The following is a 24,613-nucleotide window of genomic DNA, read 5'->3' as shown; positions in this document are numbered from 1 at the left end:
CTTTCCAAAGACCGGAGCGCTGGTCAATCCGCCGCTGCGTTGGGCGTGGTGCTTTCCTCGACCCTTTCAGTTTCACGCAGCGGAGCGATCGGCTTGAACGGCTCGGCCCGCTCGTCCCCGGATTCGGCGGCTAGGACCTTGTCGCCGCTCTGGGCGCTTCACTCGGCAATTGGTTCGCGGGCATCGTGATCGTGAAGGCTGAAAGGCCGTCACGTCGCTCGTAGGTCGCTCGCCCTCCATGGGCCTCGGCGATGCCGCGCACCACGGCCAGGCCCAGACCCGATCCGCTCTTGAGATCGACGTCGTCTCCGCGCCGGAAAGGCTCGAACGCGCGCTTCGAGAGGCCTTCCGGCATTCCGGGGCCCCTGTCGATGACGCTGATCAGGACCTCAGTGTCCGACACGTGCGTCGCGATTTCCAGGACACAGGGCTCCGCATACTTCAACGCATTGTCGACGAGGGCCAGCACTGCCTGCCGCAAGCGGACGGGATCGGCCACGCACCGGCCGCTCGTAAGGACCATGCGCAGGCCAAAGCCCGCCCTGTCCAGATCACGCTCGACGAGCCGCGCCAGACCTTCCAGTTCCGAGGCCAGGTCGATCTCGACCAGCCGCAGATGCAGGCGGCCGCTGTCCAGCAGGCTGACGACCCGCAGATCCTCGACCAGCCGCGCCAGGGCGTCGGCCTGTTGATGCAGCGATTGGAGAAGCCCCGGTTCGGGCTGGAACACCCCTTCGGCGAGCCCCTGAAGCCGGCCCTTGAGGATCGTGACCGGCGTCCGCAATTCGTGGGCGATCAGGCTGTTCCAGGTGACGATGTCATCGACGGCCTTCTCAAGCCGATCAGCCATGGCGTTGAAGTCGGCGATCATCTGGCTGGCTTCGGTCGGGGCCGGGGCGGTCAAGTTCGCCCGCGCCGCCAGGTCTCCCCCGGCGATCTGGCGAGCGGCCTGCGCCAGCGCCTCGAGCGGTTCGACCATCCGTCGAGCGACCCGCGTCGCGACGACGCTGGCGGCGATGCTGCCCAGCACGATGCAGACCGAGTACATCGCCCACTCCACAGGGCCGGGCAGGATCGCGTCCTCGGCCGACAGCAGCTTGGGCGCGAACTCGAAGAGCAGACCGTAGGCGAAGGCGATGAAGATCAGACTGAGGATCAAGGTCGCCAGGGTGATGCCGACGACGGCGAGGTTCAGGCGCTGCGAAAGGCTCTGGGCTTTCATTGGTCCCCCAGCAGGCGATAGCCGAGGCCTCGGACATTGCCGAGCATGCCGGGCGCGCCCGCCACCTCGAGCTTCTTACGCAGCTTGCTCAGATGGCTGTCGACCGTCCGTTCCAGCGCGTCGCCGCCGGAGAGGCAGGCGTCCAGCAGCTCGGCCCGCGTGTAGAGGCGCATCGGCGCCTGGGCCATGTGGAGGAGCAGTCTGAACTCGGTCAGGGTCAGGGTCAGCCGGCGCGGCCCCTCCGGTGTATTCACCGTCGCGATGTGGTTGACGGGATCGACGTCAAGCGGTCCTGAGCGCGCCACCGACGCCGCGTCCCTTCCTGTGGCGCGACGCAACACGGCCTTGGCGCGGGCGGCGACCTCCAGCGGGTTGAAGGGCTTGACGACATAGTCGTCCGCGCCGATCCGCAACGCTTGCAGCTTGTCCAGGTCCTGGTCCAAGGCCGTCAGCATGATGACGGGCGTCGCACCGCGCCTGCGCAGTTGCGCCAGGACCTCCCAGCCATCCAGCTTGGGCAGACCCACGTCCAGCAAGACGATATCGGGCCGAAGCGCCTGATGCAGCTCGACCGCGGTCTGACCATCCCGCGCCGTGACGGTCCTGAACCCCTCGCGTTCAAGATAGCCCACGAGGATTTCCGCGATCTCGGACTCGTCCTCGACGATCAGAACTAAGGCGTTCACGGGATCTCCAATGCGGCCGCGACCGGATCGCCAAGGCAATAATCATCCTTCCGCGGGCGACGCCAGGGCCCTCCACGAAGTCGCAACATTCGCTCCACGATCGCGCAACCGCGCTCGGGCATAGCCGCCCAGCGCCCCAAAAGGCGCGACTTTGGGAGCTTGATTTTCATGGACCGCCACCGTCGTCGCATCGCCGCGGCTCTCCTGCTGGGGAGCACGATGCTGGCCGCTTGCCGTCATCCCGAGGTCGCCGCCGCCCCGCCGCCGCCCGAGGTTGCGGTGGCGACCGCCGAGGCGGCCACGGTCACGCCCGTGGATGAGCTGCCAGCGCGCGTCGTGGCGTTCCGAACCGCCGAGATCCGCCCCCAGGTGTCGGGCGTCATAACCCGCCGGCTCTTCACCCAGGGGGGTGATGTCACGGCCGGCCAGCCGCTGTTCCAGATCGATCCCACGCCCTATCGGGCCGAAGCCGCCGGAGCCCAGGCGGCGCTTTCGCGCGCGATCGCCGTCGCCGAACGCGCCAGGGCCCAGGTGACGCGCCTGGCCCCGCTGGTAGAGGCCGACGCCATCAGCCGCCAGAGCTATGATGACGCGGTCTCGGCCAAGGCGCAGGCGGAGGCGGATCTGGCCGAAGCGCGCGCGACCCTGCGCCGCCGTGGGATCGAGCTGAGTTTCGCGACGGTCACGGCGCCGATCTCCGGCCGGATCGGCGAGGCCCAGGTCACGGAGGGGGCCCTGGTCGCCGTCGGCGGCGTGGGTCCGATGGCGACCATCCAGCAGATCGACCGAGTGTATATCGACGTCCGTCAGCCGACCGCGCGCCTTGAAGCCTTGCGCGCCATGGCGGGCGGCGGCGCCGGCCGCGAGGTCGAGATCCTGACGCCGTCCGGCGCGCCCTATCCCCGCAAAGGGAAGATCTTGTTCTCGGGCGTGGCGGTCGATCCCGCGACGGGCGACGCGGTCGCGCGCGTCGAGATCGACAATCCTGACCGCGCGCTTCTGCCCGGCATGTTCGTCCGCGCCCGCCTGCCGCGCGCCCCGATCCATAGCGCGGTCATGACCCCTCAGCAGGCCGTGCTGCGCGACAGCGGCGGCAAACCGATCGTCAGCCTGGTGAACGCCAAGGGCGTGGTCGAGACCCGCGCCGTCGAGGTCGGCGACGTGGTGGACGGCCGCTACGTGGTGACTCGCGGCTTGAAGGTCGGCGAGCGCGTCATCGTCGAGGGCCAGGACCGCGTCAGGGCCGGCGCCGGGGTCAAAACCGTTCCGTTCCAGATGGGAGCGCGCTAGTCGGATGCCCAAGTTCTTCATCGAGCGACCGATCTTCGCCTGGGTCATCGCCATCGCCATCGTTCTGGCGGGCCTGATGGCCATCCCCCGCATGCCGGTGGCGCGCTATCCCGTCGTCGCCCCTCCCACGGTCAGCATCTACGCCAGCTATCCCGGCGCCACGCCGCAGGCCATGAACGACTCGGTCGTGAGCCTGATCGAGCGTGAGCTCTCAAGCGTCAAGAACCTGCTCTACTTCGAGTCCTCGACCGACACCTCGGGCTCGGCCACGATCACGGCGACCTTCAAGCCGGGCACGAATCCGGAGCTTGCCCAGGTCGACGTCCAGAACCGCCTGAAGACCATCGAGCCTCGCTTGCCCCAGACCGTGCGGCAGACCGGCGTCGGCGTCGAGAGCGCCGCGTCCAACTTCCTGCTGATGGTCAGCCTGCGGAGCGTCGACGGACGGGACGACGAAGTGGCGCTCAGCGACTACATGGTCCGCAACATCGCCGATGAGCTCAAACGCATTCCAGGCGTGGGGCGCGTGCAGATGTTCGGCTCCGAGCGCGCGATGCGGATCTGGGTCGATCCCAACAAGCTCACGGGCTTCAACCTGACGCTGAGCGACGTCACCGGAGCGATCGCGGCGCAGAACCAGCAGCTGGCCCCCGGCGCCCTGGGCGGCGAGCCCACGATCGAGGACCAGCGCGTGACCGTGCCGCTGACCGCCGACGGCCAATTGCGGACCGTCGAACAGTTCGCCGCCATTGTGCTGCGCGCCAACACCTCGGGCTCGCGCGTCACCTTGGGCGACGTCGCGCGCCTCGAACTGAACTCGGCCAATTTCAACTTCACGACCCGCGAGAACGGTCAGGCGGCGACGGCCCTGGGCGTCCAGCTGTCGCCCGGCGGCAACGCGGTGCGGACCGCCGCCGCGATCCAGACCCGTCTCGACGAGCTGCAAAAGGCCGCGCCGCCCGGGATGCAATTGGGCGTCCCGTTCAATACCGCGCCATTCGTCCGCGTCTCGATCGAGAAGGTCGTCCAGACCCTGGTCGAGGCCATGGCGCTGGTGTTCCTGGTGATGTTCCTGTTCCTGCAGAAGATCCGCTACACGCTGATCCCCGCCATCGTCGCGCCGATCGCCTTGATGGGCACGTTCACCGTGATGCTGGCCGCGGGCTTCTCGATCAACGTGCTGACCATGTTCGGCATGGTGCTGGCGATCGGCATCATCGTCGACGACGCCATTGTCGTGGTCGAGGCGGTGGAACGGATCATGGCGACCGAGGGGCTTTCTCCCAAGGACGCGACCCGCAAGGCCATGTCTGAGATGACCAGCGCGATCATCGGCATCACCGCCGTGCTGGCGGCGGTGTTCATTCCCATGGCCCTGGCGGATGGCTCGGTCGGCGCGATCTATCGCCAGTTCACCCTGTCCATGGCCGTCTCGATCCTGTTCTCGGCCTTCCTGGCCCTATCCTTGACGCCGGCCCTGTGCGCCACCTTGCTGAAGCCCATCGACGCCCACACGCCGAAAAAGGGCTTCTTCGCCTGGTTCGACCAGCGCTTCGACCGCCTCACCGAGGGCTACACCCGCCTGCTGGGCGCGGTGTTGCGACGCGGCGGTCGCGCCATGGCCGCCTTCGGCGTGGTCGTCGCGATCGTAGCGGCAGCGTTCATGCTCCTGCCCTCGGCCTTCCTTCCCGAGGAGGACCAGGGCTACTTCATGACCTCTTTCCAATTGCCCGCCGACGCCACGGCGCAGCGCACCAGCGAAGCGGTCTCGCGCTTCGAGCACTATGCGCGCACGCGCCCCGCCATCGATACCACCCAGGCGGTCACCGGCTTCAGCTTCGCCGGCCAGGGACCCAACGCCGCCATCATCTTCACGATGCTCAAGGACTGGAACAAGCGCGACGGCGCGACGAGCGCCAGCGAGGTCCAGGCCGCGACCGAGGCCATGGGAGCTCAGCGCGAGGGCGAGATCATGTCGGTGATGCCGCCTTCGATCGACGAGCTGGGCAATTCCTCGGGCTTCACCCTGGCGCTTCAGGACCACGCCAATCGCGGCCCGGAGGCCCTGATCGCGGCCCAGACGCGACTGCTGGAACTGGCCGCGCTGAGCAAGCAGGTGACGGGCGTCTATCCCGATGGCCTGCCCCCCGGCTCGACGGTGCGGCTGGATATCGACCGCCAGAAGGCCCAAGCCCTGGGCGTCTCCTTCGCGGCGATCGGCGACACCCTGTCGACCGCCCTGGGATCCAGCTACGTCAACGACTTCGTCAACGCCGGCCGCCTGCAGCAGGTGATCGTTCAGGCCGACGCGCCCTTCCGGATGCAGCTCGGCGACGTGCTGAAGCTCTACGTCCGCAACGAGACCGGAGGCATGGTCGCGCTCTCTGAAGTTGTCACGCCGGTCTGGACCCGGGCGCCGGCCCAGATGATGCGATTCAACGGCTATCCGTCGGTTCGCCTCACGGGGTCGGCCGCGCCCGGCGTTTCGAGCGGCCAGGCCATGGCCGAGATGGAGCGTCTGGCGGCGCAGCTTCCACAGGGTTACGCCGTCGCGTGGACCGGGCAGTCGCTGCAGGAAAAACTGGCGGGTGCCCAAGCCCCCGCGCTGCTCGCCTTGTCGATGCTGGTCGTCTTCCTGGTGCTGGCGGCGCTTTATGAGAGCTGGTCGATCCCGCTGTCGGTCATGCTGGCCATTCCGCTCGGCCTGATCGGCGCCTTGGCGGCGGTGCTACTACGAGGCCTGCCCAACGACGTCTTCTTCAAGGTCGGACTGATCACCATCATCGGCCTGTCGGCCAAGAACGCCATCCTGATCGTCGAATTCGCCAAGGCCAATCGAGCGAACGGCATGAGCCTGACGGAGGCGGCCCTACACGCGGCCAAGCTGCGCCTGCGCCCCATCCTGATGACGAGTCTGGCCTTCACGCTGGGGGTCGTCCCGCTGGTGATCGCGTCCGGCGCCAGCGCCGAGACCCATCACGCCATCGGCACCGGCGTGTTCGGCGGGATGATCACCGGCACCCTGCTCGCGATCATCCTGGTTCCCACCTTCTTCGTCCTGGTCGTCGGCGCGGCGGAGCGCCTGTTCAGACGGAACAAAGCCACGCCTGAGATGGAGGCCTGATTCATGCGTCGTCTGATCCTCTGCGGCGCCGCGCTGCTCGGCGCGTGTTCCGTCACGCCGCGTCTGGACCTTCCAGCGGCTCCAGTGGCGGCGGCCTATCCCGTCGTCGAAGGCGGCGTGGCGGCGGACATGCCCATGGCCAGGTCGCTTGCCTGGAAGCAGGTCTATACCGATCCCAGGCTGGCGGCTCTCATCGACCAGGCGCTGGACCAGAGCCGCGATCTTCGCGCCGCCCTGCTGAACGTCGAGGCCGCCCGCGCGGAGAACCGGATCGCGCGCGGCGCGCTGGGGCCAAGCCTCGACGCCAATCTTTCTCGGACCCAAGAGCGCTCGCTGGCCCAGGGGCGGTCCGAGACATACGCGGCCAATCTTGGGCTCACCGCCTTCGAACTGGACGTGTTCGGACGGCTCCGGGCGCAGTCCAGCGCGGCCTATGAGCGCTATCTGGCCAGCGAGACCGGCGCGCGCGCCGCCCGGATCGCGTTGATCTCGGCCGTCGCCACGGCCTATCTCGACGAGCGGCTCGCCGAGGAGCAGTTGGCGTTGAGCGAAGCGACGCTGTCGGACTGGCGGGCCTCTCTCGACATCGCCCAACGGCTCAAGGCGGCCTCGCAAGCCGGCGGCCTCGACATCGCCCAGGCGGAGGGCCTGGTTCGCCAGGCGGAGGCCGATCGCGAGGCGGGCCGGCGCGGGCTCGCCCAGGCGCGCAACGCCCTTGAGCTCATTGTCGGCGGGCCGGAACCAGCTTCGCTGCCTCCGCCGATCCCCCTCGCCGGTCAGCCGCTTCCGACGCAGCTTGAGCCGGGCTTGCCGGCCGAGCTGCTGACCCTGCGCCCCGACATCGCCCAGGCCGAGCATGTCCTGCGCGCCGCCAACGCCGACATCGGCGCCGCGCGCGCGGCCTTCCTGCCCAGGGTTACGCTTAGCGGCGCGATCGGCGGCGCCAGTCCGGACCTCGGCGCACTGTTCGACCGAGGCAGCAAAGCCTGGACGTTCATGCCGCAGATCACCCAACCGATCTTTCGGAGCGGCCAGTTGAGGGGCGCTCTGGCGCTAAGCGAGGCGCGCAAATCGCTCGCCGTCGCGGCCTACGAACGCCAGATCCAGATCGCCTTCCGCGAGGTCGCCGACGGCTTGGCCGCGCAGGCCACTTTCGCCAGCCAGATCCATGTTCAGGAAGGTGTGGCCGAGGCCGCGCGCCGGCGCTTCCGGCTATCGGATCTGCGTTACCGCGCCGGGCTCGACGGGCGGCTGGAACGCCTCGACGCGCAACGCGCCGACTACGCCGCCCGTCAGGTTCTGCTGTCGCTCAGGCGCGACCAACTGGCGGCCATGGTAGCGCTCTACGCCGCGCTCGGCGGCGGTCTGGAGGCGACGTCGTGATGGAGAAGCTGATATCGAAGGACGGAATTCAATGACGCCGCCCCCCTGCACGGACACTCCAAGCGATGCATTAGAGCGATGTGTCCACACCGCTCGGCCTTGAAGTGACGATCAATCGGCTTAGGCGTCGCCTTGGGACATGTCTCCATCGAAGACATTGGCCGGCAAGGGCAAGGCGGCGCCCATCACCGGTCCTGTCGCGTGGCGAATTTAGCCGCCAACCATCCGAAGGTGAGACCTTGGGCCAGGACCGAGAAGATCACGACCGCGAAGGTCGTCGATAGGATCAAGGACCGAGCCTCACCCGGCGGCAAGGTTAGCGCGAGCGCCAGGGACAAGGCGCCATGAAGTCCGCCCCACCCCAGCAGCAGACTGGCGCCGCGTTGCTGTTCCCGGCGGCGGAAGAAGGCGCCCCAGGGCGCGACGACGATCAATCGCGCCAGGATCACCAGCAGGATGGCCACCAGCCAGAGGCCCGCCATCCTCGAATCGAACGGCACCACCACCAATTCCAGGCCCAGCAGAAGGAAGAGCAAGGCGTTGAGGATTTCGTCGACCAGGGTCCAAAAGCCGTGCACGTGCCTCTGGGTCATGTCGCTCATGGCCGTGCGCATGCCCAGATTGCCGACCATCAGGCCCGCGACGACCACCGCGATCGGACCGCTCACGTGCAGCGCGTCGGCCAGGGCGTAGACGCCAACCGCCAGCGCGATGGAGAGCCCGACCTCGACCGCGTAGTCGTCGATGGCCCTCATGCCGGCGATGACCAAGAGCGAAGCGGCCAACCCTAGGGCCAGGCCGCCGATCGCCTCGACGGCGACCTGACCGATGGCCTGCAGTGGGTGGAGCTCTCCCCCTCCACTGGCGATCGCGACCGCGGCGGTAAACACCACGATGCCGATCCCGTCATTGAACAAGGCCTCGCCCTGCAGCACCGCCTCCAGGGTCTTTGACAGACTGCCCTGTCGCACCGCCGCCAGCACGGCGATCGGATCGGTCGGGCTAATGAGGGCGCCGAACACGAACGCCCAAGGCAAAGTCAGCGGCAAGTCGAGCAGACGCGCGGTCAGCCAGAGGCCGCCGCCGACGATCAAGGTCGAGGCCAGCACGCCGACGGTGGCCAGGCTGCCGATGGCCAGCAGTCGCTTGCGAAGCTCGGCGAGACTGACCTGCATGGCGCCGGCGAACAGCAGGAAGGCCAGCATGTAGCCCAGCACGGTCTTGGGAAAATCCACCCCCGCGATCGCGCTAACGAGCTGCCCCGCGGCGTTGGGGCCGGGAAGCCAGGCCCGCGCGGCGAGCAATAGGCCCGCGCCGGCAAGACCGGCCAGGACCATCGCCGTGGCGGTCGGCAAGTGGAAGAACCGGACGTTCAACCAGCCAACCAGCCCCACCAGGGCCAGGAAAATCGCGGCAAGATCGAAGGCGGTCATGGGGACCTCGTAAAGTCTACGGCCTCGAGGAGAATGGTCGGAGCGGCGCGTTGGGTCTTATCGAAGGTCCAGTTGCCCGTCGTCCGCCAGGGTTGCGGCGTGACGTTCGCTTTCGGGCGCATCGGACTTGGAAACTCGCAGGATCAGCATGCCGAGCAAAGCCGAGGCCAGGGAGCCGGCCAGCACGCCGATCTTCGTCTCATCGACCAGATGGTCTTGCCGAAAGGCCAGGTTGCCGATGAACAGGCTCATGGTGAAGCCTATGCCGCAAAGCACAGCCACGCCGTAGAGCTGGCCGGTCGAGGCGTATTTGGGCATGTCGGCCCAGCCCAGCCGCACGATCGTCCAGGCGGTGAGGAACACGCCCAGTTGCTTGCCGACGAAGAGACCCAAGGCCACCCCGAGCGGAACCGGGTCCAGCAGATTGGCCAGGCTGACGCCCGTGAAGGACAGGCCCGCATTGGCGAAACCAAACAGTGGGACGATCACGAACGCCACCGGCTTGTGGAGGGCGTGCTCGAGCCGATGCAAGGGTGAGGTCACGTCGTCGGGACAGGCCGGGCTCCTGCGCAGCGGGATGACCATGGCCAGCGCCACCCCGGCGAGGGTCGCGTGCACGCCCGACTCCAAAACGAAGAACCATAGAAGAAGCCCGCCCAGCAGATAGGGCCAAAGCGCCTTCACACCGAGACGGTTGAGGAGGATCAGAACCGCCAGGATGCCGGCCGACACCGCCAAGGCGCCCAGGTGAAGCTGGGCGGTGTAAAAGATGGCGATAATCACAATGGCGGCCAGGTCGTCCATGATGGCGATGGCGGTCAGGAAGATCTTCAGCGAGGTCGGCACGCGGGGACCTAGCAAGGCCAGAACGCCGAGCGCGAAGGCGATGTCGGTCGCCGAGGGAATGGCCCAGCCCGACCGGGTATCGGGATTGGCGGCGTTGAACACCAGATAGATCAGGGCCGGCGCGGCGACCCCGCCAAGAGCGGCCAGCCCCGGCAGGATGATGCGCGACGGTCGCGAGAGCTGTCCGTCGAGGACCTCGCGCTTGATCTCCAATCCGACCAGCAGGAAGAAGACGGCCATCAGGCCGTCATTGATCCAATGCAGCACGCTCTCGTCGAGCGACACCGGGCCCAATGAAAAGCCCAGGTGATGGCCCAGCACCGAGAAATAGGCGTCGGCCAGGGGCGTATTGGCGACAATGAGCGCCAGCGCGGCGGCCGCCATCAAGACATAGCCGCCCGACGCCTCGTGCTGGAGAAAAGCGCGCAGCGCCGACATGGGGCGAGCCCGGTCCGTCTGGAAAGGGGTCATGGCGTCAGGCCTCCGAAATAGGAAACGAGGGCGCAAGGCGGCCATCCGTCATTCGGCTTCTAAGGGCCAAGAGGTGCTTCAAGATGGATCGTGCAAGGGTCAGGTGTTCTGCCACGGCGGCCTCCAGACTGGATCGAGCTGTCGTGGCGTCAGGTTATCGACGGACGCCGGACCGTATTCGCCCGAAGGCGCGGCCTGGCCGCAACCGCAGCCTGATATCTGGCCGGAAACTTGTCGCAACCTCCGCCAAGGTCAAGCAAAACCGGCTTCGGGTGGTTCGTTTTGCCTGCGCCGGCCACTTTGCGCACCCCCGCCAAAAGCACTTACATCGTGTCGCGATCTTTTTTGGCGCCGCTTGGCGGTCTCACGCATTGTCTGTGGTGCGCGGCCGCTCAACGTCGCTCGCGCCCTTTGCCGCGTCCTAGATTCCAGTCGGAACGTCCCATGACGAACACCTCCAAGACCTTGGTCCAAGGCCACGCCTGGTTCGCACGCACCGTGGGCGTCATCCTGGTGTTGATCGGCGCGATCTTGTCGGCGGGCGGCCTTTGGCTCGCGCTCGTGCGGGGATCGCCCTACTATCTGCTGGCCGGACTGGGCTTGGTCGGCTCCGGCGCGCTGATGGTCCGCCGGCGCGTCCGGGGCGCCTGGCTCTATGCCGGGGTCTTCGCCGCGACCCTGGTCTGGGCGCTCTGGGAATCGGGACTCAACGGGTGGGCGCTGACCCCAAGGCTTGTGGGGCCCTTCATTCTGCTGCTGCTGGTCATGGCCAGCGTGCCCAACCTGACGCGGGACCGCACGCCCCGGCAGGTGAGTCTGGGGGTTGCGGTCGGGGCCAGCGCGCTAATGGCCGTGCTGGTGATCGCCGTGCTCCTGGCGGGGCGTCCCCCCGCCCCTGGAACGCCGACGCTCGGTCCAGGCCCGCTGGCGGCGGGATCGGCCGGCGCCGACTGGCCCGCCTATGGCGGTACTTACGGCGCCCAACGCTACTCGACCCTCTCCCAGATCACGCCGGCCAATGTCGACAAGCTCGAGCGCGCCTGGCTGATCCACACGGGCGACCTACCAGCCTCCGCCCAGGCGCGGTCGCAATACGGCGCGGAGACCACGCCGTTGAAGGTGGGCGACAGCCTCTATCTCTGCACGCCAAAAAACATCCTGATGTCCCTCGACGCGGCCACCGGCAGGACGCGCTGGCGCTTCGACCCCAAGGTCGCCGACATCCACATCCCCTATACCGCCGCCTGCCGCGGGGTGGCCTACTACGCCGTGCCCGGCGCCAAGTCCGGCGAGGTCTGCGCCACCCGGATCATCGAAGGCGCCTTGGATGCGCGGTTGATCGCGGTCGACGCGGCCACCGGCCGCCCCTGCCCCGACTTCGGGGTTCGGCGGCCAGGTCGATACGACCCAAGGGATCGGCCAGCACGTGCCGGGCATGTTCTCCATCACCTCGGCGCCCACCATCGTGCGTGGCGTGGTGGTCACGGGCCATCAGGTGCTCGATGGGCAAAAGCGCGACGCGCCATCCGGTGTGATCCAGGGCTATGACGCCGTCACCGGCAAGCTGGCCTGGGCCTGGGACATGGTGCGGCCCGAGCGGACCGGCGCGCCGCCTCCCGGCGAGACCTACACCCGCGGAACCCCCAACATGTGGACGACGGCGACCGCCGACGAGGCCCTTGGCCTGGTCTATCTGCCGCTCGGCAATTCGGCGGTGGACTATTGGAGCGGGCTGCGCACCTCACGCGAAAAGGCCCATTCCACCTCGCTTGTGGCCCTGGACGCGGCGACTGGACGCAAGGTCTGGTCGTTCCAAGCCGTGCGCAACGACGTCTGGGACTATGACCTTGGATCGCAAGCCACCCTGGTGGACTTCCCAACCCGGCAGGGCTCGGTTCCGGCCCTGATCCTCCCCAGCAAACAGGGCGACATCTATGTCCTGAACCGTCGCACCGGCGCGCCCCTGACAGGCGTAACCGAGCGACGCGTGCCCACGGGCGGCGTCGAGCCTCAGGAGCGCTCGGCCACCCAACCGTTTTCGCTCTATCACACCCTGCGCAAGCCCGACCTGACCGAACGGTCGATGTGGGGCATGTCGCCGATCGACCAGATGATCTGCCGGATCCAGTTCCGGTTGGCCACGTACAAGGGCTTCTACACCCCGCCCGAGACCAAGAGCCGCTACGTCGAATATCCTGGCTACAACGGAGGCTCGGACTGGGGCGGCGTCGCCGTCGATCCCGTTCACGGCGTCATCGTCGCCAACTACAACGACATGCCCAACTACAATCGTCTGGTGCCGCGCGCCGAAGCCGACAAAAAGGGCTGGGCGCCGCGCGGCCAGGAACGCGGCGGCTCGATGAAGAAGGGCGCCGAGGGCGCGGGCGATCCGCAGGCCGGCACGCCCTACGCCATCGACGTCAACGCCGGCTGGCGCCTGCCGCTCACGGGCCTTTTGTGCAAGCAACCGCCCTATGGCGGCCTGCGGGCCATCGACCTGCTCAGCGGCAAGACTCTATGGGATCGTCCTCTGGGCACGGCGCGCACCAACGGTCCATTCGGCATCCCCTCGCACCTGCCCTTGACCATCGGCACACCCAACAATGGCGGTTCGGTCGTCACGGCCGGCGGAGTGATCTTCATCGCCGCGACCACCGACAATCTCATTCGGGCGGTCGACCTGAAGACCGGCCGCACCCTGTGGCAGGACGTGTTGCCAGCCGGCGGCCAGGCCACGCCGATGACCTATGAGGTCGGCGGCAAGCAATATCTGGTGATCATGGCCGGCGGCCACCACTTCATGGAAACCCCGATCGGCGACGCCCTGGTCGCCTACGCCCTGCCCGGCCCGGCGTCGTCGAGCGCGAAAGGCGCCAACCCATGACCCGCAAAGCTGGCCTGGCCCTCTTGCTTGTTCTGCCGCTCTTGGCGAGCGGAGCCCGCGCCCAGAGCGCGCCTTTCGAGCAACAGGGCGGCGCAGCTCTGGCTGGCGCGGCGCCCCTGGGCCTGACCGGCGTCCAGGCCCTCATTGGTCAAGAGCTGCCATCGCTGGCGCGCGCGCCTCTGGTCTGTGGCGCGCCACGGCCCGATGGCGCCAAGGCCTGCCGCGTGGCGCGTCGCTACGGCCAATATGTGATCGACGACCCAGCGCCGCTCACGGTCAAGGTGCGGCTAGCCCGACTCACTCTTATCATCCGTAGACAGATCGTCGAGGCGGTCGCGTTCGAAACCTCGCCTGACAATTTCCATGCGGTGACGCACCTGCTCACGACGCGGCTTGGCGCGCCGGCGCGGACAAAAAGCGCTCGGGTGCGCCTTTCGGCCAGTTTCCAGCCGCGCGTGACCATGACCTGGCGGGCCAATGGCGTGGTGGTCAGCCTGACCGACCCCACGCCGCATCAGACCCTGTCGGCCCTTCGATCATCCTGGCCAGGATCGCCGCGGGCGCAGGCGCGGGCCTCTTGCTGGGCCTGGCGTCCGCCGCCAGCGCCGCAGGCGACGACCAGACACTCAGGACCGGCGCGCAGGTCAGCCGCGACAGCCGGCGGCGCGGTTTGTGAACAGGCCACGGATTCATCTTAGGTCCGCCCCAAGGGTTCGCGAACACGAAAACATCGTGTAGCGATATTTTTGTCCCAAATCTTCAGATCACGTTAACTAGGCTGCCGGCGACATGGGCCACACCTTCTTGCCCAGTTCAGGGACCGCCGCCCGGCGGACTGCCCATGATTTTGTCGTCGCGCTTGCGCCTTGCGCTGATCAAGCTCCTGGCCGCCATGGTCGTGATGGTCTGCGCCCCAGCCCAAGCGATGGCCGACAGCCCGGTCGAGCAACGCTTCGCGGCGATCGTCATCGATGCGCAGACCGGCGAGACGCTTTATGCCCGCCACGCCGACGCGCGACGCTACCCAGCCTCGCTGACGAAGGTGATGACGCTCTATCTGGCGTTCGACGCTCTGGACGCCGGTCGCGTCAAATCGGCCGATCCGGTGGTCATTTCGCGGCGCGCCGCCGCCCGCCCCCCTTCGCGGCTTGGCCTGCGGGCCGGAGAGCGCCTGAGCATGCGGGAGGCCATGGACGTGCTGGTCGTCAAGTCAGCCAATGATGTCGCCACGGCCCTGGCCGAGCATTTGGCCGGCAACGAGGCCGCCTTCGCGCGCGCGATGACCGCCAAGGCCAAAAGCCTTGGCCTGGAGCATACCCAATTTCTCAACGCCTCGGGCTTGCCCCAAGCGGGCCATTTCAGCACCGCGCGGGATCTGGCGCTGCTGGGCCGGGCTTTTCTGCGCGACCATCCCGACGACTACGCCATTTTCGACCAGGAGCAGACGGTGTTCCGCGGACGGCTGATCCAGGGGCACAATCGCCTGCTGTCCCGCCCGGGCATCGACGGCTTCAAGACCGGCTTCGTCAACGCCTCCGGCTACAATCTGCTGACCTCTGGCGTGCGCGACGGTCGGCGGGTGATCGCCGTGGTGCTGGGCGGTCGCTCGGCGCGGTCGCGCGACGCGTTCATGGCCAAACTGGTCCAGGCCAGCTTTTCCAGCCTCGCGATCCGCTCGGCCGGCTTCGAGCTGACGGTCGCGGACCTGATGGCCCAACCCGCCGCGCCTCTTTCGTATGCCTCGGTCGCTTCGGACGAGGTCGCCTCGCGGCCCGTCATCCAGGCGGCCCTGACCCAGGCCGAACCGACGACGGCCCAGGGCGACGCCTCGCCAGCGGCCTCGCCGCCGTCTCGCCTTTGGGTGCAGGTTGGCGCGTTCCGCTCCAAGGCGCGCGGCCAGGCGCGCCTGGCCGATGTCGTCAAACGTCATCCCCGCCGTTTCGGGGAGCGGTCGCGGGACGTAGCCCGGATCGGCGGCCTCTTCGCGGCGCGCTTTGCGGCCCGCACCGCCGAGGGGGCCGACGCGGCCTGCGCCCTCCTGGCCGCCGAGGGCGAGGATTGCCTGGTGCTGACGGAATGAGCCCGTCTGATGCATCGTCCTCAAGGTTCGCGCGCTTGAACCGCGAACCTTGGCGCGCTGGAGGCAGCCTGGTGCGGCCCTGGCGAGGATGACATGACCCAGATCGTCACCGATGCGACCGACAGCCATGCCGCGCCGTCGGCCGAACGCTTCTGGCCCCTGGCCTTGGGCGCCATCGGGGTCGTCTTCGGCGACATTGGAACAAGCCCGCTTTACGCGATGCGCGAAGCCCTGGCCCATTCGCGTTCGGGCGGGACCGCGCCCCTGGCGGTGCTGGGCGTGGTGTCCTTGGTGACCTGGGCGCTCATCCTGGTGGTGACGCTCAAATATGTCGTCTTCCTGATGCGCGCCGACAACAAGGGCGAAGGCGGCACCTTGGCCCTGATGGCCCTGGCCCAGCGCGCCTTGGCCAAGACCCCGGGACGGCGGCGCTCGTTCGCGGTCTTGGTCCTGGGCATCCTGGGCGCGGCCTTTTTCTACGCCGACGGCATCATCACGCCCGCCGTGTCGGTGCTCGGCGCGATGGAAGGTTTGCGGGAGGTCCCCAAGTTCGGACGTACCTTGTCATTCCTGATCATGCCCTTGACGATTGGCGTCCTGGTCAGTCTGTTCATGGTCCAGTCGCGCGGCACCGCCAGCGTCGCCCGGCTATTTGGGCCCGTCACCGCGCTTTGGTTCCTGACCTTGGCCGGGCTTGGCCTGCTCCACATCCGGGACGACCCGGGCATTCTGCGCGGCCTGTCACCCCACTACGGCGCGCTGTTCCTGCTCGACAACGGCCTGCTTGGCTTTGCTATTCTCGGCAGCGTCTTCCTGGCCGTGACCGGAGCCGAGGCGCTCTACGCCGACATGGGGCATTTTGGCAAAACGCCGATCCGGATCGCCTGGCTGGCCTTCGTCCTGCCCTGCCTACTGCTCAACTATCTTGGCCAGGGCGCCTTCGTGCTGAGCCACCCGGAGGCGCGCACCAACCCGTTCTTCCAGATGATCCCGCACGCGGTCTATTGGCCCGTCTGGCTGCTGTCGATCGCCGCGACGGTGATCGCCAGCCAGGCGGTGATCACCGGGGCGTTCTCGATGACCCAACAGGCGGTTCAGCTGGGTCTGTTGCCCCGTATCGTCATCCGGCGCACCAGCGAGACCCAGGCGGGGCAGATCTTCGTGCCGGGCGTCAACACCCTGCTGCTGATCGGGGTGCTGATGTTGCTGGTGATGTTCAAGACCTCATCGAACCTGGCGGCGGCCTACGGCATCGCCGTGACCGGGGCGATGCTGGTCGACAGTCTGCTGTTCTTCGTCATCATCCGGCGGCTGTGGGACCGCCCGCTCTGGAACGCCGTCGCCGCCTTGGTGGTGTTTGGCGGGCTGGACGTAGTGTTCGTCGGCGCCAATCTGCTGAAGATCCCGCAAGGGGCTTGGTTGCCGTTGCTGCTGGCCGGCGGCCTGGTGACGGCGATGCTGACCTGGGCGCGCGGCGCGCGACGCCTGGCGCTGCGCGCCCAGCAGGAAACCCTCCCCCTGACCGCGCTGGCCAAGAGCCTCGCGGCCAAGCCGCCGCACCGCACCGCCGGCACCGCGATCTTCCTGACCTCCGAGCCCGACCAAGCGCCCTTGGCGCTGTTGCACAACCTCAAGCACAACAGAGTGCTGCACGCCCAGAATGTCATCCTGACGGTGCGCACGGCCGCCGTGCCACGGGTCGATGACGCCGCGCGCCTGCGTCTTGAGCCCGTCAATGACGACTTCAAGAGGCTCATCGTCACCTACGGTTTCATGGAGAGCCCCAACCTCCCCCAAGCGCTCAACCAAAGCCGCCGATTGGGTTTGAAGTTCGACATCATGGAAACGAGTTTCTTCCTGGGCCGGCGCACCATCATCCCCTCGCCCAAGGGCATGCCCATCTGGCAGGATAAGCTCTTCGCGTTCATGATGGGCGTGGCCGCCAATCCCACCAGCTTCTTTCGGATCCCGCCGGGCCGCGTCGTTGAGATGGGAACCCAGACCACCGTCTAGGCCACACCGTGCTTTTGAGCTGGGGCCGGGAAATATATCGCTCCACGATCATTGAGCCAGGGCGCGCGGTCCGCGCCAGTCCTGGAGGACGCGATGAGCTATCTGCGTTTCGCGGCGATGGTCGCGACCTCGACCGTGCTGATGTACGGCCTGATGTATCTGAACACCTATAGTCTCGATCACGTCGCCTTCAGCCAGACCCGGGCCTGGATGGCTGTGGTGATGGGCGCGGCCATGGCGATCGTCATGCTGCTGTTCATGCGCAAGATGTATTCCAACCGGCGCCTGAACGCGGCCATATCCGCGATCCCCGCGTGCGCCAACTGGCCGATGGGATCCTCACCGCCCAAGTGCGCGAGATCGGGCGGATGAAGGCGTTGGTCAGAGATCCGCAGAGCCATCCGACGCCAAGGGGCGCGCCGGATCTGCCCCCGCCTCCAGCCCGGTGAGCCCACGCTCGTACGGGGCGAGCTCGGGGTGACCCGGCGGCCGTGGCGGCAGCGTTCCGGCGACGCGTCGCAAGCCCGCCACGACGAAGGCCAGCACCGCGACGGCGGCGACCACGGCGCTGAAGACGCCAGCGATGTGGCTCGCCATCAACCAAGCGTCATGGGTCATGACACTGACGCCGATCGCTCCGATCATGATCAAGGCGCTGGCGCACAGGAGCCTTCGCGCCAGGTGAAGAAGGCTCATGCCGCGCCGTCTCCCGGAGGAAGCGCCGGGCCGCCCGCAGGCGTGGCCTGGGCCGCGCGACGGCGCGGCCCCGTCCAGGCTCGGGCCAGGGCGTGGTAAAGCGGGGTCGGGGCCACCGCTTCTGAGCAGCGCCGGGCGATCAGGGTGCAAAGCAGCAGCGGCCCGACGAGGCCCGGATCGCGGGTCATCTCCATCAGGATCACCGCGCTGGTCAGCGGCGCCTGGACGACGCCGGCGAGGTAGCCGGCCATACCCAAGGTGACGGCCTCGCGGCCGCCGGCCCAGGGCGCCAGGTGCGCGAACAGCGCCCCGATCCCCGCGCCCGTGGCCAGAGACGGCGCGAAGATCCCGCCTGGCGCGCCGCTGGCCGCCGCCGAAAGGGTCGCCAGCCACTTGCCGGCCGCCAGATCCCAGCCCGAAGCGAAGCGACCAAACAGCAGCGACTTGGCTTCGGCATAGCCGGCGCCGTAGGTGACGCCGCCGCTCAGGACCGCCGCAGCGGCCGCCGCCACGCCACAAAGGGCGGCGAAGCGCACGGGTCGAGCATCCTTCCACCGGCGCACGGGATTGTCGCCGACCAGTATGGCGGCCATCAACCGCGAGAACAGGCCTCCGGCCAGCCCCGACACCACGCCGATCAGCGCCGCGCTGAACCACGCCTTCCAGCCGGCCGCGCCCGACATGTCGCCGAAGTAGGCGTAGTTGCCGCCGAGCGCGTAGGCCGCCACCCCCGCCGACACCACGGCCAGGATGACCACGGTGTTGGCGCGCTTGTCGAAACCGCGGGCCAGTTCCTCGACGGCGAAGACGATGCCCGCGATGGGCGTGTTGAAAGCGGCCGAGACTCCCGCCGCGCCCCCGGCGATCAGCAGGGTGCGCCGCCCGGGGCCGCCGCGCAGCCAGCTGGTCAGGAACACCATGACCGCGGCGACGACCTGCACGGTGGGTCCTTCGCGCCCGATCGAGCCGCCGCAAACCAGCAGCAAGGCCGCCAGCACGATCTTGACCAGGGCGGTGCGCATGGAAACGCGGTCATCATGGATCTTCTCGCCGTCGAGACCCCGTCCCCGGCCGATTTCGCCGGCGGCGATCACCTGGGGAATGCCGCTGCCGGCGGCGGCGGGCGCCAGGCGGCGCATCAGCCAGACGCACAGCGGCAAACCCACGATCAGGAGCGCGGGGCCAAGCCAGGGCCAGGCCGCGACGAGATGAGCATGGGCGGCCATGGCCGCATCGCAGAGCTTGGCGAATCCGACGGCGGCGGCGCCCGCCACCACGGCGGCGGCCACCACCGCCCCGGTACGCATCGAGCGCCGGGCGCGCAGGCTCACGAGCTTGCGCTGACGATCGAGCCTTTCGAGCGGCGAGGGTTTTAACACGGACGTTTCGCTGCCTGGCGCGAGGAATAGAGCATTGGCGACGATTGCATCGCCATACGATGTTTACGCCCTAGGGGCGCCCGGCGTCGGGGTCAAGCCGGCAGGCCTACAGCCGGCGCCGGGGCGGCAAGTTCTTGATGAGGATGGCCGCGACGACCCCTTGGCGAAGCCCGGACTTCCCGAACGCGGCCTCTAAAGCCCCGCTCCGTCGCCGGCTCTTGGCAATCTACGCGAACCGCCCGTCCTATGACCCGCTCAAATCCATGCCCAAGGTGGGGCCGATCCCGTCGGGATGATCCCCGAACGGATTGGCCGGCGCGCGGCGACGGGCTAGGTCGTCCAGTCGCGCCCTCAAGCTGGCGTCGAGCCCGGCCGTGGCGTCGGCTTGGGCCCCACCGTCGTGCCCCACGGCCGGAGCGCCGGCCAACACGCGAAAGAGCGCCTGATCGAATCGCTTACCGTCCTCGGTATCCGCGTCGGGGGGCGACTCCAGGAAACCCACGACGATTTCGAGCGCATCTTCCCAGTCAAGATGAGTCATGCGACGTCTACTCCAATCCTGTTTTGCAGCGCTCTTAACCCGCCAGGCGCAGCGACATCGCCGCCAGGCACCCCACTGCGGCCAAGGCCACGATAATCACCTCAAGCGGAACACCGCCGTTGCGCTTCATGAGCGTTTCCTCCCGACTGGCGACACTGACGGTCGCCTTTTTCGATTTAGGATCGATCAGTACATCGTATCACGATGCTTTTCGACTGTCGCCGTGCTCTTGATCGCCATCGGCCTTTCCCCGGTCGAGCGCGTTGACGTAGGCGTCGCGCCAGGCCGCCACGTCATCGCGCGACACCCCGTCCATCAACCGCCGCCAGCGGGCGATCCGCTCGGCGCGGGACATGGCCAGGGCCTGGCCGAGCGCCTCGGAGGTCTCCTCGCGGCTGAACGGATTGATGATCAGGGCGTCCTGCATCTGCTCGGCCGCCCCAGCGTAGCGTGACAGCACCAGGACCCCGGGGTCATCGGGGTCCTGGGCGGCGACATATTCCTTGGCCACCAGGTTCATCCCGTCGCGCAAGGGCGTGACCAGGCCGACATGGGCGGCGCGATAAATACCCGCCAGTTCGTCGCGGCGATGGGCGCGGTTGACGTAGCGGATCGGCACCCAGTCGACCGTGGCGTAGGCGCCGTTGATGCGCCCCGACACCCCGTCCAGGCGAGCGCGGATTTCCTGATAGGCCTCCACCGCGTCCCGGCTGGGCGTGGCGATCTGCAGTAGGAACACCCTCTCGGCCCAATCGGGATGGTCGGCCAGAAGCTGCTCATAGGCCAGGAAACGCTCTTCGAGACCTTTGGAATAGTCGAGCCGGTCGACGCCCAGGATCATCTTGCGTCCGGTCTGGCTCACCCGCACCCGCTCGAACGCCGCTTGCGCGGTGTCCCCGCACGCCAGCTGCGCGAAGGCGTCGCCCTCGATGCCGATCGGAAACGCCCCGATCCGCGTGGAGCGGCCTTCGGCCGCGATCACGCCGTCCGCGATCGTCAGGTTCAGGTCGCGTTCGACATAGTCGCTGAACGCCTCCAGAGCGTCCCGCGTCTGGAAGCCCACCAGATCGTAGGCCAGCAGAGATTCCACCAGTTCCCGGTGTTGGGGCAAGGTCGTCAGCAGCCGCCGGCTCGGCCAGGGTATGTGCAGGAAAAAGCCGATCCGATTGGCCACGCCCAGACGACGCAGCTCCTGGGCCAGGGGGATCAGGTGATAGTCGTGGATCCACACCCGGTCGCCCGGTCCGATCAGCGGCGCCAGGGTCTCGGCGAACCGGCGATTGACCCGCTGATAGCCTTCCCCGAACGAACGCTCATAGGCGGCCAGATCGGTCCGCGAATGAAAGATCGGCCACAGCGTGCGGTTGGCGTAGCCGTCGTAATATTCCTCCCGGTCCTGCTCTTCCAGATCGAGGAGCGCCACGGTGACTCCGCCGACCTTCTGCATGGAGATCTGGCCGGTGAAGCTCTCGGTCGTCTCACCACTCCAGCCGAACCAGACGCCGGAATATTCGCGCAGCGCCGCCGCCAGGGCCATGGCTAGACCGCCCGCGGTGCCCACGCCCTCGTCGCTGGGCGGATTGACCCGGTTGGAGACCACGATGAGCCGGCTCATGCGACACCTCCGGGAATGGCCGCCTCCAACCAGTCCAACACGGCGGGGACGTCCGGCAGACGATGACGCGCCAGGGTCTGGCGGCTGGAGGGACCGACCAGCACGCCGAAGCCGCCCGCGGCCTCGGCGGCCATGAACCCGTCCTCGTCGGTGAGGTCATCGCCCACGAAGATCGGCCGCGCGCCTTGGAACGGCCATTCGCCCAGGAAGGCTCGCACCGCCTGGCCCTTGTCGGCGCCGGCCGTTCGCAGTTCGGCGACCATGTCGCCTTCCTGCAGGACCAGGCCGGTGGCCGCCTCCAGGCGCCGCGCGGCCTCGCGCACCGCCTCGCAGGCGCTGGGACAGGCGCGGTAGTGCAGCGCCACGCTCAGGCCTTTCTCTTCGACCAACAAGAGCGGCTGGGCCCGGGCCAGCGCCCTGAACACCGCCGCGGCGTCGGCCAGATCGGCGTCGGGCAGCGCGGCGATCTCGTCGCCTAAGACCGTGCGTCTCTGTAAGCCGTGAACGCCGGCGACAGCCGCGACGGCGTCCTCGGTGATCGCGGAGACCTCGGCGACGGTGCGCCCGCTAACGATGGCGAGCCGTCGCTGCAGGCGCTCGGCCAGACGGCGCAGGATGAAGGTCCTTCGCGGGTCGGGTCCGACGTCCTGGGGCCTATCGACGATCGGGGCCAGCACGCCGTCAAGATCCAGAAACAAGGCGCAGCCGGCGGTAATCAACGGCGGCGGCGGCGGCAAGGGGTCGGGAAAGGTGATGATTTGGGCCGTCATGGCGAGCTCCATGGCAGGCGCCGGAATGGTCAAATTCGGACGCAAGAACGCCGGCGCGCCGGTGGAGACCGACGGCGGCTCAGGGGGCGGCGCGCAAACGCGCCGAGCGATCGAAAGGCCTAAGGCTTGGGCGACTGGCCGGCGGGGCGCAACGAGGCGCGGCGGCGGGCGAGCGGAAGGCGTGGTTCGCCTGGCGAGATCGATGATGGCATGACAGGCCCCTTGTGAATGCGAGCGCCGTGCGCGGCGCGGTGGTTCTCCAACGATGAGGGATCGGCCGAGCGGGCAGGCGATCCTGTCGCACGATGCGACGAAAGCGTGACAGGTCCCGGCCTAAGCGTCAGGACCCGCCGCAGCCTAACAGGCAGGGTGGCGGATGGGAGACGGGTCACGGGATAGTGACACTGGCTTTACCACCCTGCCCGGGCAGCACGCGCAGGTGCGGTCCGCGAGGCGGTCGCAGTTCTAGATCGTCCAGGCCAAGCCGGGCGCCAGCCCAAGCGCCCGCGGCCGCCATCAGGACGGCCCCGACCAAGGCGATCATCAGGCGTTTGCCCCGAAACGCTGATGCGAACCAGACCATGAACGTCCGCCTCGGCGCCCCCGTGACCGAGTCGCCCTGGGGTGTGCGATCAGTCATGGCCCATAAATATCGTGTCACGATGTGATGTCAAATCGAGGGCCCTCCCCCTCTCCCTCGACTCGTCAGGCATGCTAGAAAGCCCAGCGCGACGCGAGTGTTTCGCGCGCCAGGACCTTGCCCGTGACCGCGCCCGACCAGCCCGCCTTCCCTCTTGTCGAAAGCAATGCCGAAGGCGAGCCTGGCCAGCCCCTCACCGCCGATGACTATCAAGCCTTAGGAGAGTTTCGCCGGGCCATCCGCCAGTTCCTGGCGTTCAGTGAAGAAGGCGCGCGGGCCTATGGCCTGACCAGTCAGCAGCATCAGGCTTTGCTCGCCATCAAGGCCCATCGTGGCCCCGATCCCATCTCGATCGGCGAACTAGCCCAGTGTCTGTTGATCAAGAACCACAGCGCCGTCGAACTGGTCGCGCGTCTGATTGAACGAGACCTCGTCTCGCGACGCGATGACGACGCCGATCGCCGCCGGGTGGTTCTGGCGCTGCGACCGCGCGGCGCGGACATCCTGGAAACCATCTCCAGGCGCAATCTGGGCCAACTGCGGCAAGGCGCCGACATCCTGGCCGAAATCATCGAGGCGGCTCACCGCGCCGCGCCGGCCGCGCGGTAATCCAAGACGAGCAACTCTATCGCGGCCAATCGGCCAGGACCGCTCCGTCCCTGTCCTCGAAGGCGACGCGATCGAGATCGACCGCAAAGAGGCACACGGGCCGATGCTCGGCCGACTCGCTCCAGCAATGGGCCGCCGCGCCATCGGCGAAGCCGGATATCCGCCCCTCCAGGACCAGCTCGAACACCCGGCCCTGGGCTGTGCTGTCGGGCGGCAGTTTCAGGACATGCTCATAGGGGCGCTGGCCTCGACGCTCGGTCCGGGCGGCGTCCTGACCATGCAGGACCGCCAAGCCAAGGCTTGGCTGCTCGACCGGCGTGGGCGTGGCGGGCGGCGCGACCTCTCGCCGCTTGGGGCACTGGTCGCCCGTCAGCCACGGGCGCGGAATCCAGAACCCTTCGACGGTCTCGGTGCCCGCCGGCGTGGGCGCGGCGCGGACGAGCGGCAGGTCCGTCCAGATCGAAGGCCTGGCGACGAGACGCAGGGACGAAGCCTTGGCGTCGACCTGGTAGTAGGCCTGGGCGGGGCCGGGATCGGCGAGAGGGCCAGCGCAACCAAACGCCAGACGCACGGAAAACCGTCGGCCGATCAGATCGGCGCCCTGGCTGGGCGCTCCCGAGGCGTAGGCGTCGGCGGCCTTGGCCGCCGCCTGGATAAGGTCGGCGCGAGAGACGACCGCGGCGGGCGCGACCTTGGCCGGCGGCGCGGCGACCACGGGCGGCGGCGGCTCAGGAGCCGGCGGCGCGGGCGCGGGGCGCGTCAGCACCAGGACCAGCACGACGATCGCCGCGGCCCCGATGGCCAGGGGCGCGATCAGGGCGAACTTGCGGTCCGGGGACCTCTGTCTATTGTCGCTCATGGCTTGAGCCTAGCAGAAGACAAGGTCCCGATTGCAATCGCCTTCGCCCCGGTTCGCGCCTGACGTCCTCTC

The 24,613-nt window shown here is 68.1% G+C and carries 20 protein-coding genes; 10 read left to right on the top strand and 10 right to left on the bottom strand.

The features are described from left to right. Positions 1-130: 130 nt before the first annotated feature. Together AC1RNC_RS06480 and AC1RNC_RS06475 are read right to left on the bottom strand one after the other, a co-directional pair. Positions 131-1,222: an ATP-binding protein gene (locus AC1RNC_RS06480; protein WP_492884707.1), complete on the bottom strand. Its 1,092-nt coding sequence runs from the start codon at positions 1,220-1,222 to the stop codon at positions 131-133. After that, a complete protein-coding gene (locus tag AC1RNC_RS06475) occupies positions 1,219-1,908 on the bottom strand; it encodes a response regulator (protein ID WP_492884706.1) in 690 nt (229 codons plus the stop codon). Before AC1RNC_RS06475 ends, AC1RNC_RS06480 begins: the two co-directional genes overlap by 4 nt. A gap of 168 nt (positions 1,909-2,076) precedes the next feature. Between AC1RNC_RS06475 and AC1RNC_RS06470 the strand changes: the two genes are divergently transcribed. Genes AC1RNC_RS06470 through AC1RNC_RS06460 form a run of 3 tightly spaced genes read left to right on the top strand, consistent with a single transcriptional unit; the run spans position 2,077 to position 7,705 of the window. Then, positions 2,077-3,198, top strand: coding sequence for an efflux RND transporter periplasmic adaptor subunit (locus tag AC1RNC_RS06470; protein WP_492884705.1), 1,122 nt, complete (start codon positions 2,077-2,079; stop codon positions 3,196-3,198). Between the two features lie 4 nt (positions 3,199-3,202). Further along, a complete protein-coding gene (locus AC1RNC_RS06465; protein WP_492884704.1) occupies positions 3,203-6,322 on the top strand; it encodes a multidrug efflux RND transporter permease subunit in 3,120 nt (1,039 codons plus the stop codon). Between the two features lie 3 nt (positions 6,323-6,325). After that, positions 6,326-7,705: an efflux transporter outer membrane subunit gene (locus AC1RNC_RS06460; RefSeq protein WP_492884702.1), complete on the top strand. Its 1,380-nt coding sequence runs from the start codon at positions 6,326-6,328 to the stop codon at positions 7,703-7,705. 185 nt (positions 7,706-7,890) lie between these two features. On the opposite strand, the gene AC1RNC_RS06455 is transcribed toward AC1RNC_RS06460, so the two are convergent. Continuing rightward, positions 7,891-9,138 carry a cation:proton antiporter gene (locus AC1RNC_RS06455; RefSeq protein ID WP_492884700.1) on the bottom strand — a complete coding sequence of 416 codons (1,248 nt, stop codon included), beginning with the start codon at positions 9,136-9,138 and terminating at the stop codon, positions 7,891-7,893. A gap of 57 nt (positions 9,139-9,195) precedes the next feature. Next, positions 9,196-10,455 (bottom strand): Na+/H+ antiporter NhaA, encoded by a 1,260-nt coding sequence (gene nhaA / locus AC1RNC_RS06450; protein WP_492884698.1) that lies wholly within the window; start codon positions 10,453-10,455, stop codon positions 9,196-9,198. A 444-nt stretch (positions 10,456-10,899) separates the two neighbouring features. Between nhaA and AC1RNC_RS06445 the strand changes: the two genes are divergently transcribed. The 6 genes from AC1RNC_RS06445 (at position 10,900) to AC1RNC_RS06420 (ending at position 17,804) form a co-directional block, all read left to right on the top strand. Continuing rightward, on the top strand, positions 10,900-12,003 hold the full coding sequence (locus AC1RNC_RS06445) for a PQQ-binding-like beta-propeller repeat protein (RefSeq protein WP_492884696.1): 1,104 nt from the start codon (positions 10,900-10,902) through the stop codon (positions 12,001-12,003). Beyond that, entirely contained in the window at positions 11,891-13,339 is a 1,449-nt protein-coding gene (locus AC1RNC_RS06440; protein WP_492884694.1) for an outer membrane protein assembly factor BamB family protein, read from the top strand. The genes AC1RNC_RS06445 and AC1RNC_RS06440 overlap by 113 nt, the downstream gene beginning before the upstream one ends. Continuing rightward, positions 13,336-14,037: a hypothetical protein gene (locus AC1RNC_RS06435; RefSeq protein ID WP_492884692.1), complete on the top strand. Its 702-nt coding sequence runs from the start codon at positions 13,336-13,338 to the stop codon at positions 14,035-14,037. The genes AC1RNC_RS06440 and AC1RNC_RS06435 overlap by 4 nt, the downstream gene beginning before the upstream one ends. Before the next feature lie 143 nt (positions 14,038-14,180). After that, the gene (locus AC1RNC_RS06430) at positions 14,181-15,419 is read left to right on the top strand and encodes a D-alanyl-D-alanine carboxypeptidase family protein (protein ID WP_492884690.1); all 1,239 of its coding nucleotides are present in this window, start codon (positions 14,181-14,183) and stop codon (positions 15,417-15,419) included. Positions 15,420-15,512: 93 nt separating this feature from the next. After that, positions 15,513-17,432 (top strand): potassium transporter Kup, encoded by a 1,920-nt coding sequence (locus AC1RNC_RS06425; RefSeq protein WP_492884688.1) that lies wholly within the window; start codon positions 15,513-15,515, stop codon positions 17,430-17,432. Between the two features lie 93 nt (positions 17,433-17,525). Continuing rightward, complete coding sequence (locus tag AC1RNC_RS06420) at positions 17,526-17,804, top strand: hypothetical protein (protein WP_492884687.1); 279 nt, start codon at positions 17,526-17,528, stop codon at positions 17,802-17,804. A 9-nt stretch (positions 17,805-17,813) separates the two neighbouring features. On the opposite strand, the gene AC1RNC_RS06415 is transcribed toward AC1RNC_RS06420, so the two are convergent. The 5 genes from AC1RNC_RS06415 to otsB all read right to left on the bottom strand — a co-directional run bounded on the left by AC1RNC_RS06415 (position 17,814) and on the right by otsB (position 22,433). Further along, the gene (locus AC1RNC_RS06415; RefSeq protein WP_492884686.1) at positions 17,814-18,128 is read right to left on the bottom strand and encodes a hypothetical protein; all 315 of its coding nucleotides are present in this window, start codon (positions 18,126-18,128) and stop codon (positions 17,814-17,816) included. Further along, positions 18,125-19,459, bottom strand: coding sequence for a chloride channel protein (locus tag AC1RNC_RS06410; RefSeq protein ID WP_492884684.1), 1,335 nt, complete (start codon positions 19,457-19,459; stop codon positions 18,125-18,127). Before AC1RNC_RS06410 ends, AC1RNC_RS06415 begins: the two co-directional genes overlap by 4 nt. Before the next feature lie 292 nt (positions 19,460-19,751). Then, positions 19,752-20,048 carry a hypothetical protein gene (locus tag AC1RNC_RS06405; protein WP_492884682.1) on the bottom strand — a complete coding sequence of 99 codons (297 nt, stop codon included), beginning with the start codon at positions 20,046-20,048 and terminating at the stop codon, positions 19,752-19,754. A 199-nt stretch (positions 20,049-20,247) separates the two neighbouring features. Beyond that, positions 20,248-21,663, bottom strand: coding sequence for an alpha,alpha-trehalose-phosphate synthase (UDP-forming) (gene otsA / locus AC1RNC_RS06400; RefSeq protein WP_492884680.1), 1,416 nt, complete (start codon positions 21,661-21,663; stop codon positions 20,248-20,250). Further along, positions 21,660-22,433: a trehalose-phosphatase gene (gene otsB, locus AC1RNC_RS06395; RefSeq protein ID WP_492884679.1), complete on the bottom strand. Its 774-nt coding sequence runs from the start codon at positions 22,431-22,433 to the stop codon at positions 21,660-21,662. The genes otsA and otsB overlap by 4 nt, the downstream gene beginning before the upstream one ends. A gap of 763 nt (positions 22,434-23,196) precedes the next feature. Here otsB and AC1RNC_RS06390 point away from each other — a divergent pair. Continuing rightward, positions 23,197-23,682 (top strand): MarR family transcriptional regulator, encoded by a 486-nt coding sequence (locus AC1RNC_RS06390; RefSeq protein WP_492884678.1) that lies wholly within the window; start codon positions 23,197-23,199, stop codon positions 23,680-23,682. Positions 23,683-23,698: 16 nt separating this feature from the next. On the opposite strand, the gene AC1RNC_RS06385 is transcribed toward AC1RNC_RS06390, so the two are convergent. Beyond that, positions 23,699-24,541 (bottom strand): hypothetical protein, encoded by an 843-nt coding sequence (locus AC1RNC_RS06385; RefSeq protein ID WP_492884677.1) that lies wholly within the window; start codon positions 24,539-24,541, stop codon positions 23,699-23,701. Positions 24,542-24,613: the final 72 nt, after the last annotated feature.

This window comes from Caulobacter sp. GW822-FHT01G02 (assembly GCF_058802865.1).
Note: the sequence above shows the minus strand (reverse complement) of the source record. Positions and strands in the feature narration are given on the sequence as shown.